This window comes from Pelomonas sp. Root405 (assembly GCF_001425165.1).
In the GTDB taxonomy this organism is placed as follows: Bacteria; Pseudomonadota; Gammaproteobacteria; order Burkholderiales; family Burkholderiaceae_C; genus Pelomonas.
Window position 1 is genome coordinate 91506 of sequence record NZ_LMDU01000003.1, and the last position, 14661, is coordinate 106166.

The 14661-nt window shown below is 67.6% G+C and carries 16 protein-coding genes and 1 tRNA gene; 6 read left to right on the forward strand and 11 right to left on the reverse strand.

The window, feature by feature from the left end:
- Positions 1–38 precede the first annotated feature (38 nt).
- On the reverse strand, positions 39–1139 hold the full coding sequence (tssA, locus tag ASC81_RS07915; protein WP_056264937.1) for a type VI secretion system protein TssA: 1101 nt from the start codon (positions 1137–1139) through the stop codon (positions 39–41).
- Positions 1140–1334: 195 nt separating this feature from the next.
- Between tssA and ASC81_RS07920 the strand changes: the two genes are divergently transcribed.
- The 4 genes from ASC81_RS07920 (at position 1335) to ASC81_RS07935 (ending at position 4692) form a co-directional block, all read left to right on the forward strand.
- Positions 1335–3110 (forward strand): serine/threonine-protein kinase, encoded by a 1776-nt coding sequence (locus tag ASC81_RS07920; protein WP_056264940.1) that lies wholly within the window; start codon positions 1335–1337, stop codon positions 3108–3110.
- A 153-nt stretch (positions 3111–3263) separates the two neighbouring features.
- Positions 3264–3788, forward strand: coding sequence for a hypothetical protein (locus tag ASC81_RS07925; RefSeq protein WP_056264943.1), 525 nt, complete (start codon positions 3264–3266; stop codon positions 3786–3788).
- A 149-nt stretch (positions 3789–3937) separates the two neighbouring features.
- Positions 3938–4501, forward strand: a complete 564-nt coding sequence (locus tag ASC81_RS07930; RefSeq protein ID WP_056264948.1) for an RNA polymerase sigma factor — start codon at positions 3938–3940, stop codon at positions 4499–4501.
- A gap of 114 nt (positions 4502–4615) precedes the next feature.
- Positions 4616–4692, forward strand: a tRNA-Met gene (locus tag ASC81_RS07935).
- A 284-nt stretch (positions 4693–4976) separates the two neighbouring features.
- On the opposite strand, the gene ASC81_RS07940 is transcribed toward ASC81_RS07935, so the two are convergent.
- The 4 genes from ASC81_RS07940 to ASC81_RS26480 all read right to left on the reverse strand — a co-directional run bounded on the left by ASC81_RS07940 (position 4977) and on the right by ASC81_RS26480 (position 6610).
- Positions 4977–5186, reverse strand: coding sequence for a hypothetical protein (locus tag ASC81_RS07940; RefSeq protein ID WP_056264951.1), 210 nt, complete (start codon positions 5184–5186; stop codon positions 4977–4979).
- A 285-nt stretch (positions 5187–5471) separates the two neighbouring features.
- Positions 5472–5774: a type II toxin-antitoxin system RelE/ParE family toxin gene (locus tag ASC81_RS07945; protein WP_056264954.1), complete on the reverse strand. Its 303-nt coding sequence runs from the start codon at positions 5772–5774 to the stop codon at positions 5472–5474.
- The gene (locus ASC81_RS07950; RefSeq protein ID WP_056264957.1) at positions 5771–6001 is read right to left on the reverse strand and encodes an addiction module protein; all 231 of its coding nucleotides are present in this window, start codon (positions 5999–6001) and stop codon (positions 5771–5773) included. Before ASC81_RS07950 ends, ASC81_RS07945 begins: the two co-directional genes overlap by 4 nt.
- A gap of 174 nt (positions 6002–6175) precedes the next feature.
- The gene (locus tag ASC81_RS26480) at positions 6176–6610 is read right to left on the reverse strand and encodes a DUF3597 domain-containing protein (RefSeq protein ID WP_082536357.1); all 435 of its coding nucleotides are present in this window, start codon (positions 6608–6610) and stop codon (positions 6176–6178) included.
- Between the two features lie 217 nt (positions 6611–6827).
- Between ASC81_RS26480 and ASC81_RS07965 the strand changes: the two genes are divergently transcribed.
- Positions 6828–8132, forward strand: coding sequence for an alkaline phosphatase PhoX (locus ASC81_RS07965; protein WP_162245869.1), 1305 nt, complete (start codon positions 6828–6830; stop codon positions 8130–8132).
- A 177-nt stretch (positions 8133–8309) separates the two neighbouring features.
- On the opposite strand, the gene ASC81_RS07970 is transcribed toward ASC81_RS07965, so the two are convergent.
- The 4 genes from ASC81_RS07970 to ASC81_RS26920 are packed head-to-tail and all read right to left on the reverse strand — an operon-like array spanning position 8310 to position 12535.
- Positions 8310–8615 carry a hypothetical protein gene (locus tag ASC81_RS07970; protein WP_157581033.1) on the reverse strand — a complete coding sequence of 102 codons (306 nt, stop codon included), beginning with the start codon at positions 8613–8615 and terminating at the stop codon, positions 8310–8312.
- A complete protein-coding gene (locus tag ASC81_RS07975) occupies positions 8612–11212 on the reverse strand; it encodes a cbb3-type cytochrome c oxidase subunit I (protein ID WP_056264971.1) in 2601 nt (866 codons plus the stop codon). The genes ASC81_RS07970 and ASC81_RS07975 overlap by 4 nt, the downstream gene beginning before the upstream one ends.
- Complete coding sequence (gene coxB, locus ASC81_RS07980; protein WP_235533595.1) at positions 11209–12147, reverse strand: cytochrome c oxidase subunit II; 939 nt, start codon at positions 12145–12147, stop codon at positions 11209–11211. The genes ASC81_RS07975 and coxB overlap by 4 nt, the downstream gene beginning before the upstream one ends.
- Before the next feature lie 4 nt (positions 12148–12151).
- Complete coding sequence (locus ASC81_RS26920) at positions 12152–12535, reverse strand: cytochrome c family protein (RefSeq protein WP_156391890.1); 384 nt, start codon at positions 12533–12535, stop codon at positions 12152–12154.
- On the opposite strand from ASC81_RS26920, the gene ASC81_RS26485 reads away from it, so the two are divergent.
- Entirely contained in the window at positions 12534–13175 is a 642-nt protein-coding gene (locus ASC81_RS26485) for a c-type cytochrome (RefSeq protein WP_162245870.1), read from the forward strand. The genes ASC81_RS26920 and ASC81_RS26485 overlap by 2 nt on opposite strands.
- On the opposite strand, the gene ASC81_RS07995 is transcribed toward ASC81_RS26485, so the two are convergent.
- The gene (locus ASC81_RS07995; protein ID WP_056264980.1) at positions 13099–13761 is read right to left on the reverse strand and encodes a cytochrome b; all 663 of its coding nucleotides are present in this window, start codon (positions 13759–13761) and stop codon (positions 13099–13101) included. The genes ASC81_RS26485 and ASC81_RS07995 overlap by 77 nt on opposite strands.
- Positions 13758–14522: a cytochrome c oxidase assembly protein gene (locus tag ASC81_RS08000; RefSeq protein WP_056264983.1), complete on the reverse strand. Its 765-nt coding sequence runs from the start codon at positions 14520–14522 to the stop codon at positions 13758–13760. The genes ASC81_RS07995 and ASC81_RS08000 overlap by 4 nt, the downstream gene beginning before the upstream one ends.
- Positions 14523–14661 lie beyond the last annotated feature (139 nt).

Genomic DNA, 14661 nt, shown 5'->3' on the forward strand with positions numbered 1-14661 from the left:
CTTGGATATAGAAGACGACATCGGCGCTTCCATTGCGACTACTGCAGGGTTTCAGGGTCGACGCCCAGCATGCGGGCGACTTCACCGACGGCCTCGGGCGCGAACTCGCGCACCAGCTGCAGGAAATTGCGGTCGATGAGGCGCTGCGCGCGGCGCAGCAGGTCGGCGGCCGGGTTGGTGGGTTCGTTCTTTTCGAGGTAGGCGCAGACGAGGTCGATGGCGCGCATTGCGTCGGCACGGCTTTCGATGCTGCCGAGCGCGCCACCGCCGCCGCCGCGACCACGGCGCACCGGCGCCGGAGCGTCGTCGCTGCCGCTGTTGCTGTCGTCAATGCCCAGGTCGCTGAGCATGCCGGCAAGGTCGTCCGAGTCGGCATCGATGCTGACCGGGCGGGGCGATACCGCAGCGACGCTGTCGAGCATGTTGCGCAGCGCCGAGAAATCGGGCTGCTCGCCGTAGCCCAGGCGGGTCGACAGGCATTCAACCAGCGCATCCAGCGCGGCGATGGCGTCCGTCGCCTGCGTGTTGACCTGCGGGTTGTCGCCCACGGCATCGGCCAGCATGTTCTCGATCTGGCCGCGCGAGGGCACGGACTCGTCGTCACGCGCCGTCATGTCGCCCATCGCGATCTCGATGTCGCGTACGCTGATCTGGCCAATGCTGCGGTCGTTGAGCACCAGGCTGGCACGCACGTCGCCCAGCGTCGCTTCGAGGCTGCACAGCTCGCCCAGCACATTGACGCGGGCGAAGGCGTCGCCGTCCTCGGGGCGAGGGTGGAGTTCGTCCCACCAGCGCAGCAGCAGCTGCTCGAGCATGCGCAGGCCCGGCGCCAACGTGGCGAAGCCTTCCAGGCGCAGTCGGGCGCGCAGCCACAGGTTGGCGATGCGCAGGTCGCGGCTGCGGTTGTTGAGGGTCTCGGCCTGGCTGAACACGGCGCGCCAGTCCGGCGGCTCGGCGGCGGCGAACTGGGTTTCGGGTTTGCCCGCAGCCGCCTGCGTCAAGGCCAGGAAGTCGTTGTCGTACTCCAGGTCGGGGCCGCAGACATCGTCTTCGGCGATGCCCACCAGCCAGGGCGCCAGCGCAGGGTCGCTGAGCGACAGCGCAGGGTCGAGCGGCTCGTCAAAGGGCGTCGTGTCCATGGGGTTCCGAAAGGCGCTGAGGGACCGGCCCAGGCTGACGATGAATGCTCAGGGGAGGGCTTGGGCGTTGAGTAACCTGGGGTCTCGCTTAGTTCCCTGGCGTGCGCCTGGCGCGCTGCGGCGGGAACGGAATGGCGCAAGACGTCACTCAGCCAGTTGGGCGCGCGTGAGCCGCGCCCGCCGCCACCTATCAAGATGAACCCTCTTGCCTCCAGCACCCCGGACCCGAGCAGCGACGACAGCGACGCGACCATCATCCGGCCGAGCACGCCCGCCCCGGCCGCCGCTCCCGCCGAGGCGTCGCTGGCGCGCGTCGAACGCGAGGAGGGTGGCAATGCGCTTCCCGTCGGCAGCCGGCAGGCCGAGTTCGAGGTCATCCGTGTGTTGGGCGAAGGCGGCTTCGGCATCGTCTACCTGGCGCGCGACCACGCGCTGGAGCGCACGGTGGCCTTGAAGGAGTACATGCCCGCTGCGCTGGCGCTGCGGGGTGACGCCTCACAGGTGCGTGTGCGCTCGGAGCGCCACCGCGACACCTTCGAGGCGGGCCTGAAAAGCTTCATCAACGAGGCGCGGCTGCTGGCGCAGTTCGACCACCCGTCCCTCGTCAAGGTCTACCGCTTCTGGGAGGCCAACGGCACCGCCTTCATGGTCATGCCCTATATCGAAGGCAAGACGCTGAAGGACACGCTGAAGGAGATGGGCGAGCCGCCCGGCGAAGCCTGGCTGATGGAGATGCTGGGCTCCTTGACCGAGGCGCTGCTGGTGCTGCACGGCGAGCACTGCTACCACCGCGACATTGCGCCGGACAACATCATCCTGGTGGCCGGCAGCGGCCGGCCGCTGCTGCTGGACTTCGGCGCCGCGCGCCGCGTCATCGGTGACATGACGCAGGCGCTAACGGTCATCCTCAAGCCCGGCTATGCGCCCATCGAGCAGTACGCCGAGGTGCCGAGCATGAAGCAGGGGCCGTGGACCGACGTCTACGCGCTGGCCGCCGTCATCTATTGCGCGATCACCGGGCGCACGCCGCCGCCCAGCGTGGCGCGCATGGTCAAGGACAGCTATCAGCCGCTGACCGAGCTGGCGCAAGGGCGCTACAGCGATCGCCTCCTGCAGGCTGTCGACCGCGCGCTGAAGGTGCTGCCGGAGCAGCGCATCCAGTCGATGACGGACTTTCGCGAGGCGCTCGGACTGACGGGCCACTACACACCCAAGGCGGGCCACATGGCGACCTTGATCCAGGCGCCAGCTGCGGCACCAAGCCCGGCCCCGGGCCGCCCGGCGGCCAGCCGTGCGCCCCTGCTGATCGGCCTCGGGCTGGCCGGGCTGGCTGTCGCCAGCGCCGCGGCCTGGTTTGCGACTCGGCCGCCAGCGCCTGTGGCGTCCGTGGTTGCAGCGACGCCCGTTTCGACAGCCGCGCTGGCGCCAGACCCGGCGCCAGCGCAGGCCGACCCTGCACCGCGCGACCTGCCGGCGCAGTTCCGCCAAATGGTGGCCCGCCATAGCGAAGGCTTCGACGTGCAGGCCAAGGCCGAGCGCACCCACCTGCGCATCGACCAGGACGACCTGCGCTTCAGCGTCAGCGCCTCGCGCGAGGGCTATGTCTATGTGCTGCTGGCCGGCCCCGATGGCAGCCTGGTGCAGCTCTACCCCAACGACCGCGCCAAGAACAACCACATCGGTGCCGGTGAAACGCTGCGCCTGCCCGGCGCCAGCTGGCCGCTCAAGGCCGGCGACCCGCCGGGGCTGGAGCATTTCTTCGTGCTGGTCACCGCAGAGCCGCGCAGCTTCGCCCCCTGGGCCACCGACAAGGACCCGAGCTACGGCTTCCTGACGCTGCCGGCCGAGGGTCCGGTCACTGGGCCGGCACCGGGTGCATCCCACTGGCTGCTCGGCCAGCCAGCCTGCGGCCACGCCAACTGCGCGGCCGACTACGGTGCGGCTGTCTTCAGCGTCGAAGCCCTGAAGTAGCACTCCGCGCTTGGATGGTCACGCAGGAACCCGGCCGATGCCGCCGTTACCTATGGAATGCCTGCAGATCACCGATTCCCGAGGATCTGCACGGCAACTCGCTGACCTCTGGACGATGTTCTGAAACCGACCCCAGCCCCGACTGCCACCCCGATGGCGGCGCCCCCCGCTCCCGGCATCGACGCCTTCGTAGGCGCCGCTTCCGCGGGTCGTCTGCTGTGGGCGCGCTGGACGGACGGGCGGCTGCAGGTGTGCAGCGGCAACACGCCCGCCCCGCCGGTTTCCAGCGAGATCGGCCGGCTTTTTGTCGCGGCGCTGCGTGAGCAATTCGGCGAGGCCGCCAGCGCCGTCGCTGAGCGCGAATGGCGGCTTGGCCTGCAGCCCCGGCGCCTTCTGCCCGCGCGCACGGTGCAACATGCGGTGGCGTGTGCGGAGGCTGCGCTCAGCCTGCTACAGGCCCAGTCCCAGCTGATGCAGATCGAGTTCTCGGCCGCCATGCTGGGTTGGCGGTTCAGGCGCGTTGCCGAGACGCTGGGTCTGGACCCGGCCAGCCTCGGTGTCGAGCGGCGCCAGGCCCTCGATCAGCTCCTCAACGCGGACTTCCAGGCGTCTCTGCCCGCTGATGCCGACGTACTGGCTGCGCGGCTGAAAACGCTGCTGATGCAGGCCCTGCACTGAAAGTCGTGACATCGTTCACGCCGGCGCGGGTTAACCCATGCCCGTGAATACGGGGCAGGACGCGTCCGCGCTGTCGCTGCGCGAACCGCGATGGCGTCTGTTCAGACAAGCCGGCCAATTGGGGCCGTCCTACCTGCGCGGAGCCCGTGATGCAGCCCCAGTTCCCTCAGATTCGTCATCCGGCCGTTGCCGACCCGAACGTCATCTTCTCGGAGTTGTTCGGCGAGCATCGGGATCGCCTCTATCGCTTTGTGTTGCGCCACATCGGCGACAGCACCGAAGCCGAGGAGCTGGCCCAGCAAGCCTTCGTCGAGGCTGCGCGTACCTTCGAGCAGTTCCGCGGTGAATCGCAGCTGTCGACCTGGCTGTACGGCATTGCCATGAACCTGGTGCGCAACCACCTTTCGCGCGCGCCGTCACGGCTCTACCGCTTTGAAGACGAAACCGCGCTCGACGCCACGCCCTGCAGTCACGCCAACCCCGAGCAGCAATGCCATCTCAACCAGCTGATGGGACTGCTGCAGAGCGAGCTTGATGGCCTGATGCCCGAAATGCGCGAAGTGCTGCTGCTGGTCGCGATGGACGACATGAGCTACGAGGATGCAGCGGCCCTGCTGTCGGTACCCATCGGCACCGTCCGCAGCCGCGTATCCCGCGCCCGGTCGCATCTGCGCACCAGGCTGCAAGCCCGCGGCGCCCAGCTGCCTTTCTAGGCGAGTCATTTCAAGCTGACCGTGATGGCTCCACTGTTCGTGGAGGTACTTGCCCCGTTCGCTCCCAGCGACTTGCCGATCCGCCGAAATCTCGTATATACTGCTAGCTTCAGTCGCGGGGTGGAGCAGTCTGGTAGCTCGTTGGGCTCATAACCCAAAGGTCGTAGGTTCAAATCCTGCCCCCGCAACCAAGAAATACGAGTCCTTTGAAGGACTTAGCAAAGCCCGCCAAGTGCGGGCTTTGTCGTTTCTGGGCGCTGTGACGGGCCTTGTGTCGTCACCAGGACTGGAAGAGCTGCGACTGACCATTGGTCAATGTGGCGAGTGAAGCTGACATGTGCCGGCAAGCGTCGCTGAGTCCCCCTCCGGGAATTCGACCCACCAGTAGCGCAAGCAGCGCGTCCCATGGTCCGTATGGCGTGTGGTCGTACTCCTTAGTGTGGCAACTGCGGGCGGGGTTCTGCGAAAAGGCGCATCAACATGCCACCTCAGCGCACGGCAGCAACTGCGCACGAATCTCGGCAGGTGTTGCCGCTAAGTCCACGGTCGCAAAGCGGAGCGGGTGGCCATGGATGACGACCGTCTCATCGATCATCGTTCCGACGGAGGGGTGCAACAGCGTGCCGCTTGCCGAGTCTGCCAGCGGATCGCCGCAGCCGACCTGTGACCTCAGATAGGCATACATCTGGTAGATGTAGCCGTTGCGCAGGCTTTGCTCCCGATACCACCCTGCCGTGCCGATGGAGGTGAACTTGGTGTCGATGACGATGCGGCGCCCCGAGCTGCCGTGGTTACGGGCGAGGGGACATTCCGGCTCGAGCTACGGCAACCAGTATTCAGCCTCACAGATGACGAACTGAAGATCGCAATGTGACTGCGATTGGCCGTGAAGCGAGTTCAACCTCGCGGCCTTCGGCCTCTACTAGGGACGAGCCCCAGCCCCAGCCCCCAACACGTCTGACTGGAGGGTCTATGCGTCGCTGGCACCTGGCCGCGCAACGGGGTCTCGGTGCTGGTGCAAGCACGACAACACGCTGATGGCTTTACCGTCCACGACGTAGAACAGCGAGTAGGGGAAGCGGCGCAGGTTAGCCCGGTGGATGGCCGGATCGACCTCGGGGTAGAGCTGGGGGTTCAACCGGATGAACCTTTCGACGCGCTCCAGTTCGGCGAGAAAGGCCTCGCCCTGACGGATGGTCGGCTGTTCGTACCACTCGAAAGCGTCGGCGATCTCCGCCTCGGCCCGCGGCTTGAATTCCAGGCTGAAGCTCATGCGCGGGCGCTGAGCAGCCTGGCCTTCAACTCCTGCATGGTGACGCCACGCTCGCCCGGGTTGGCCCGATGGTGGGCCAGGCGCGCGCGCAGTTCAGTGCGCTGGGCTTCGGTGAGCTGCGGCGGGCCGTCAGCGTCGGCCTCGGCGCTGGCGATCAGGGCCTCGCCCAGTTCGCGCTTCTCAGCGGGGCTCAGGTGAATCAGCTCATCGGCGAGTTGTGCACGCATGGCCGGATGTTAGCGCGGCAGGGCCTGGGCTGTTGCCCAGTGGGTCTGCCTCACCTGGGGAAATAGATGCGTCTCAGGGAGTGGTTGCACGCCCCCGCAACCAAGGAATAAGAGTCCTGTGAAGGACTTGGCAAAGCCCGCCAAGTGCGGGCTTTGTCGTTTTCGGCGCGCAGATCAGTCCAGCAGGGACTGTGGGATCTTGCCCCCGTTCACGGCGATCTTGGCGAGCACCATTTTGTGCAGCCAAACATTCATCTTCGCCGAGTCCTGCATCAGTTCAGGCGGGCAACGCAGTTCCACGGCCAACTCCTTGCGCGCGTCCAGACTTGAGTCGATGTCCAGCAGCTTGAGCAGGTCGACGATCGATGTTCGCCAGTTGAGCTTCTGGCCGTGGGCCGCGGCACGCTGCTCAAGTTGAGCTTCGACGTCCACGATGGCGATTGGCGCCGGGCTCCCGTCCGGCATCAGCCCGGGCGCTGTGGCCGTTGTTGGCGTTGTCGGCATCGAAGGAGGCGATGACGCGGCGGTCGAAGTTGTCGACGGCGCGGGGGCGACGTCATCGCGCTGGTTGATGCCGAGTTTGTCGAGTATTTTGGAGAAGAAGCTCATGGCAGTCCTTTGCAGTGATGGCTGATGCACGGTAGGGGATTGCGCCTTACTGTCAATCAGCCTGACGCTTGTTTTGCTGGTTAGAAAAGCAACAGTCCTCAGACCTATTCCCACGGACTCGGCTTGGCAAGTGCGGCACGCGATGCGCCCGGGATAGGATTTCTTGATGAACATGCCCGCGCTGCCCCGCCGCCGCCTGCTTCAATCTGCGCTTGCCATGAGCGCGCTCAGCCCGGTTGGCGAGGCGCTGGCCCGCGTCGTCGGCGCGCGCCGTGCCGGCGACGGGTACGGGCCGCTGCGCCCGGTGCCTGATGCAAACACTGGCCTGCCTTTGCTGCAGCTGCCCGAGGGCTTCAGCTACCGCAGCTTTGCCTGGGCTGGCGAGCTGCTGGCCGACGGCAGCCGCATGCCGGGCGCGGCCGACGGTATGGGCATCGCTCGGGCGGACGGTGAGGTCTTCACGCTGGTGCGCAACCACGAAGTCATGGGCCCGACGCCGTTCGGCCCGGCGGCCAGCCACTACGACCCGGCTTGCGGCGGCGGTACCGTCACGCTGCGCTACGACCGCCGCCAGGGCAAGCTGGCGGAGGCACGCGGCTCGTTGTCCGGCACCTTGGTGAACTGCGCTGGCGGCATCACGCCCTGGGGCAGTTGGCTGAGTTGCGAAGAGATCGTCACGCCGGTCGGTCACAGCGGGCAGTTCGGCGGCAAGCCGTTCCGCCTGGAGCACGCCCATGGCTTCGTTTTCGAGGTGCCGGCCGACGGCGTATCAAGCGCCAAGGCGTTGACGAGCCTGGGTCAGTTCAAGCATGAAGCGGCGCTTGTCGATCCGCGCGACGGCGTCGTCTACCTGACCGAAGACCACCGCCCCGCCGGCTTCTACCGGTTGCTGCCCACGCGCAAGGGCGACCTGGCCGCAGGCGGCCGCCTGCAGATGCTGCGTGCCAAGGGGGCGTCCGACCTGCGCCGGGGTTTGAAGCCGGGGCAGCGATTCGATATCGATTGGGTCGACATCGAGCAACCGGCACAGGGCTTCGTCGGCGGCGCGGTCGACGGGGTGCAGCGCCAGGGCCTGGTCCAGGGAGCAAGCCGCTTCACCCGCCTGGAAGGGCTGATCGCCGGTGACGATGAGATCTTCTTCAACAGCACCGATGGCGGCGACGCCCAGGCCGGCCAGGTCTGGCGCCTGATCCCCTCGCGCCAGCAACTGGAGCTGTTCTTCGAGTCGCCCGGTGCCCACGTGCTCGACTACCCGGACAACGTCACGCTGGCGCCCGGCGGCGGCCTGCTGATCTGCGAAGACAGCAAGCAGCCGGTGCAGCGCCTGTGGTGGATGGGGCGCGATGGCCAGCTCGCCGAGCTGGCGCGCAACAATACCGTGCTGGACGGCGAGCACCTGGGGATCAAGGGCGACTTCCGCAACACCGAATGGGCCGGCGCCTGCTTCAGCGCGGACGGCAAGACCTTGTTCGCCAACATCTACCGGCCCGGGTACACGGTGGCCATCAGCGGGCCGTTCTAGCTGGCGGTTTCCAGCGGCCCAACTTCGCCTGGATCAGGCGAGGTCAAGCTTCTGCAGCAGGTGAGCACCCCGGCGCGCCGCATCCCGTCGCCGTGCACTGACCTATCAAGAGATCGCACATCGCGCTTTCCGGCGGGCCTGTCCGGCGCTCGCCGAGATGGAAGCGGGCTTCAAGCCTCAAGGCAGAAAGACGAGGGAGGGCAGCGCGCCAAAGAGCACCGCGGCCGTCGCAATCGCCATCGCACCCTGTGCGAAGCGGTAGTGCCAGCCCGGCAGTTGGCCAGCGGCATGCCGCGCGCGCACTCGCTTGAGGTGCGCGCCGACGGCCAGCAGCGCGATGACCGTGGCGGCCCAGGCCACTGCATTGGCGGTCCACTGGTGGGGCCAGATCTCGGCCGCCGCCCAACACACCATGAAGTGCAGGAACCAGATCGTGAAGGCGGTGAGGATGGGCCGCCAACCGGGCAGCGGCAGCGACTTCACGCGGCGCCCCATGGCAGCAGGCGCGGCAAGAGCAGGCCGGCGGTGCCTTCGAGTGCGGCGTAGATGAAGAGCAGGCGCAGCGCCTCCAGCGTCTTGTTAGCCGGGCCTGGCGCCAGTCCGCGCATCCAGCGCAGCGCGTAGTAGAAGGCAGACAGCACCACCGCCGTTACGATGGCGCCATGCCAGGCCAGCATGGCGTAGACCGCAGCGCCCTGGCCACTGGCGTCGCCGCGCAGCCCCGCTTGCCACCAAGCCAGCGCATCCACCGCCAGCGCGGCCACCAGGCACAGCATGCTCAGCGTCATCAAAGCGGCGCTGATGCCGCTGCCGCGCTTGAGCCGCGCTATCAACGGCCGGGCGGCCCAGGCTAGGCCAGCCGACGCGCTGAGCAGCAAAAGACCCGGCAACACGACGCCGCGCGGCGCGGGGATGCGCCACCAGTCGGGATGGGCGCCGAACAGGTAGAGGTAGGCGAACATCGCCATCAGGAAGATCATGCCCAGCACGATGTTCAGCAGCATGGCCGCCCACCAGCCGTGCGACGCCGGGCCGGCCACGTAGGTCGGAAGCAGGATGCCGGCGCCGGCATCGACCTGCTTCTCGGCAATGTGGCGGTCATTGCCCCAGACCCAGCGCATCAGGCAGAACACCGTCAGCACGCCGCAGATGGCGCTCAAGGTCATCGCCTTGACCGTCAGCAGCAGGAAGAAACCGGCCGTGAACAGCGCCGAGAGCACCGGCCACCAGGACGGCCCCGGCATGATCTGCACGTACTGCGGCTCGGCTCGCAACGTGCTGGTGATCAAGGTCTCGCGCGCACCCGTGGCGGTGTTGGGCAGGAAGTAACGCCCGGCTTCGACGTCCTTGGCCATGCGCGGGTCGGTCCACAACGGCTCCAGGTCGTTTACCACGGGAATGGAGCGCACCGAGTAGTTGCCAGCCGACAGCCATTCCAGCGTGCCGCCGTTGAAGACGTTGCGGGCATCGCCCCCGCTGCCGCCCTGGCGGGCGTAGCAGCGCACCGCGTCAATGAGGAACAGCAACACGCCCGCCGCCATGATGAAGGCGCCCACCGTGGAGACCAGATTCGGCAGGTCCCAGTCGCGGTCCGGCAGGTAGGTGTTGACGCGCCGCGGCATACCCATCAGCCCGCTCAGGTGCATGGGCAGGAAGGTGACATGCACACCGACGAAGCTCAGCCAGAACACCCAGCGCCCGAGCTTCTCGGACAGCTGCCGCCCGTTGATCATCGGCGTCCAGTAGTAGAAGCCGGCGAACAGCGGGAACACCATGCCGCCGATCAGCACGTAGTGGAAGTGGGCGACGACGAAGTAGGTGTCGTGGGCCTGGCCGTCGAAGGCCACCATGCCCACCATGACACCGGTGAGGCCGCCCATCACGAAGATCAGGATGCCGCCGACGAGGAACAGCGACGGCACGTTGCGCTGCACCTTGCCTGACGCGAGCGTGCAGATCCACGCGAACACCTGGGCGCCGGCGGGGATGGCCACCGCCATCGACGCGGCCGAGAAATAGCCCGCCGACAGCTCCGGCAGGCCGACGGTGAACATGTGGTGTGCCCACACCCCGAAGCTGATGAAGCCGGTGGCGATCATCGCCAGCACCACCAGTTCGTGTCCGACCAGCTTCTTCTGCGCGACCGTGACGATCATGGTCGACACCATGGCCGACGCCGGGATGAAGATGATGTAGACGTCGGGGTGGCCGAAGAACCAGAACAGGTGCTGGTAGAGCAGCGGGTCGCCACCGCGCGTGGCGTCGAACAGCGGCCAGTTGAAGGCGCGCTCCAGCTCCAGCAGGAAGGTCACCATGATCATGGCCGGGAAGGCCAGGATGATCATCACGCCGAAGATCAGGATGGCCCAGGCGTAGACGGGCATCTTCGTCAGCGTCATGCCCGGCGCGCGCGTGCGCAGCACGCCGACGATGAGCTCGATGGCGCCGGCAATCGCGCTGATCTCGATGAAGCCGATGCCCAGCAGCCAGAAGTCTGCGTTGATGCCCTTGGAATAGACGCCCGAGCTCAGCGGCGGATACATGAACCAGCCATCCGACGGCGCCAGGCTGAAGAAGATCGAGCCGAAGAAGACGGTGCCGCCGATGGCATAGGCCCAGTACGAATAGGCCGACAGCCGCGGGAACGGCAGGTCGCGCGCGGCCAGCATCTGCGGCAGCAGCATCACAGCGATGGCCTCGACGGCCGGCACGGCGAACAGGAACATCATCACCGAGCCGTGCATGGTGAAGAGCTGGTTGTAGGTCTCCTGCGGCACGACGGCGGCCATGGGTGCGGCCAACTGCACGCGCATCACCAGCGACAAGATGCCTGCGGCGATGAAGAAACCAAAGGCCGTGACGATGAACAGGAAGCCGATGAAGTTGTTGTTGACGGCGCTGAAGGCGCGCCATCCCTTCGGTGTTTCCCAGACCTTCTTCAAGGCCTCCAATTCTTCGGGTGGACGCTCGCCCTGCGTCGGAAAGCGCTCGTAGAGCCGTGTGTCGAAGCCGGTCTCCGTGGGCCCGGCCGCTGCATCGCGCACCGCACCTGCCACGCCGGGGCTGCCGCCGGCCGTCACCGCAGAGATTCCATGTAGGCCGCCAGCGCGTTGAGTTCATCGGCCTGCAGCGAGCGGTAGGACGGCATGCGGTTGTTCGGCTTGATCGACTGGCTGTCGCCTATCCAGCCGATCAGCGTGCCGCGGGTGTTCGGCAGGATGCCTGCGCCCAGCGACCGGCGCGCGCCGACGAACGTCAGGTCGGGGCCGGACAGGCCTTGTGCCGAGGTGCCGGCGACGCGGTGGCAGGCTGCGCAGCCGACCTCGCTGAACAGCTGCTTGCCCCGCAGAGCCTCGACGCTGACGGGCGTGGTGGGCAGTGGCTTCAGGCGTGAATCCAGCCAGCGCTGCCAGTCGGCGGCCTCGTGCGCGACGACGACGAAGCCCATCAGCGCATGCGCGCCACCGCAGAACTCGGCGCATTGCCCGCCATAGCTGCCCGCCTTGTCGGCCTGCAGCTTGAGCCGGTTGGTGCGGCCCGGGACCATGTCCATCTTGCCGCCCAACTTGGGCACCCAGAAGCTGTGGATCACGTCCTCGGACACCATGTCGATGACGACCGGGCGGCCGACGGGGATGTGCAACTCGTTGGCATCCGCCAGCACCTCGCGGCCTGCGGCATCCAGGTAGGACACGCGCCACCAATAGATGTTGCCCGACACGCGCATGCGCAGCTCGTCGCCCTGGATGGCCGTCAGCCCGCGCGTCAGCGTCAGGCCCCAGGCCAGCAGCAGCAACAGCACGCCGGCCGGGATGATGAGCCCGAACCACCTGACGATGCGCTCCCCACCGAGTTTGGCGCGCAGCTCGTCGCTGCCATACAGCGCCACCCACATCGCCGCGCAGACGAGCAGAAAGATCAGGGTCATCAGCCCGATCAGCACCCAGGCGAGCGTGGTGACCGTGTTCGAGAACGGCCCATGCGGGTCCAGCACCGGCGGCGGCCAGCCGCTCAAGGCCTCAGTGAGGCTTGAGCTGGAGGAGGTAGGCGGTGACATCGCGTGCTTCCTGGTCGGACATGGGAACGGCTGGCATGGCGGTGCCGGGCACCATCGACGGTGCGTTGCGAACGAACTGCATCAACACGCCGGGCTGGTTCGGCAATCGACCGGCGATCAGGCCCTGTCGGCCGAAGTTCTCCAGCGCAGGCCCAAGCCCGCCGCGCGGCCACTTCACGTCGGGAAAGGTGTGGCAGGCCACACAGCCCTTGTCCGCAACGAGCTGCCGGCCGCGCGCCGCGTCGGCGTCGCCCACGGTCGGCGTGCGCTTGGGCGGGCCGTCGCAGCCGGCAAGGAGGGCGCAGCCCAGCACGATGCTTGCCAGGGACGATGATTCACCCGCCATGCGCCACCTGTCCCTTCTCATCTTCCCGCTGCTGGCTGCCGCCTGCACCGACCGCATGGCCCCGAGCGACGACCGCTTCGGCCGCAGCGGCGACCTCATTGCGATGAGTGGCGGTGAAGGCGGCGCGCGCTATGCGTGCATCGGCTGCCACGGCGCACGCGGCGAGGGCAACGGCTTCGACGCGCCGCGCCTGGCCGGCCTGCCGGCGGGCTATCTGCAAAAGCAGATGGAGGACTACGCGGCCGGCCTGCGGCCACACGAGCTGATGGGCGACGTGGCGCGGTTTCTCGACAGCCATGAACGCGTGCAGGTGGCCGGCTATTACGCCGCGCTGCCGCCGCGCGCCATGCCGCCCGCCAGCCGCGAAGCCATTGCCGCGGCGACCCCGGCGCTGTATGCCCGCGCCTGCCAGCAATGCCATGGTGCCCAGGGCGCGGGCAGCGAGCTGGGCCCGCCGCTGAACGCCCAGCCGGCCTTCTACCTTGCCCAGCAGTTGCAGGACTGGCAGGTGGCCAAGCGGCGCAATGACGCCGGCCATGCGATGTTGAAGGTGGCGCAGCAGCTCAAGCCCGTGGAGGTTCATCAGCTGAGCCTGTATCTGTCGCAGATCCCATCACACCCGGCTTCTGCGGCCCGTTGAGGTCGAACATCGAAGGCAGCACGCGGTCGCGCTTGACCAGGTAGTGCAGTACCGCCGCCCCGGCATGGCCCGGGATGGCCAGCACCGTCATCCAGACAATCCACAGATGCGCCACCGCGGCCCAGCGCATCACACGCTGCTGCAGGCCCTCGGACATCTGGTCGAATGGCAGGTTGGGAAACGGGATCACGCCGGCGACGGTCAGCGGCAGGTCGCTGGGCAGGGTGGACCACATGACCCACCCGCTGATCGGCAGCGCGAAGAAGCTGAAATAGAACCAGGCCTGCAGCAGGCGGCTGGCCCGGCCGGCCAGCGAGTCTTCGTCGACGTTCTTGGGGCCGGTGATCTGGCTGCGCCACAAGAAGCGCAGCGTGCCGAGCATCATGATCGTCAGCCCGACTTGCGCATGGGTCTGGTAGCCCAGGTACTTGTCGCCGCCCGCCGGCTCCCAGCTCAAGTACCAGCCATAGCCCAGCTGGAAGATCATCAGCGCCGCCATGACCCAGTGGAAGGTGACGCCGATGGGCGAGTACAGCCCGCGCCGGTTGTAGCCCTCGGCCCATTCGATGGTGGCGATGAGGTTCATGCGGGCTCAGCCACCGATCCGCGCCCACGCTCCGCACGCATCCAGCGCCAGCCAATCCACATCGCGGCCACCAGGTAGGCGATGCTGCCCGGCGCCCACATCGTGATGCCGGCGAGCTGCTGGTCTTGCAGCGGCGCGACGCCCCAGCTCAGCGTGGACGCGAAGTGCGGCGCATACAGCGGCCGCACGGCGAAGGTGATGAGCGCGCCCAGCAGCCCCATCTGCACCGTGGTCACCAGGATGGCGCCCAGCGCCGCCGCCGGCGCGGACCGCCGCACCGCCAGCCAGAAGGCCGTGGCGCTGGCCAGCAGCGTCAGCTGCATCAGCGCGTAGATGGCAGTCGACGACAACGCCGCCGCATAGGGCGCGGGCGCATGCCAGGTCCAGAAGGTCATCGCGGCGATGGCGGTGCTGCTCCACAGCGGCGCCGGCAGGCGATGCAGCCACGGCGCCATGCCGTGGGCCAGCAGCGGTGCCACCGCCAACACCAGCGCGATGTGGTGGACCACGCGGATCGTGAAAAAGGCCGAGCTCAGCGCGCACAGCGGCGACACGTAGAGCAGCACCGTCACGGCCCATGCCAGGCGAAGGCTGCGGCGCTGCCCGGCCGTCGCCGACTGCACCGCAGCCGGGCGCCACAGCGCCATGGCCAGCAGCAGCAGGCAGGCGCCCAGCACCGGATCAAAATTCCAACGGCTCAGCCAGGCCTCGGGGCCGGGCGCCTCGCCGCAATAGGGAATCCACCTTCTGGGTTCGTCCACGTCGTGGCCTCAAGTCGAGTATGCACAGCGCCGGCGGCAGCGTTTGCCGCAACATTTACGGCAGCCCCGCTCACCGGGCCGCGCCGTGGCCACCGGCAAGCGCCCATGGCAAACGCGCTGCCCGAGGGGCCGGCATCGC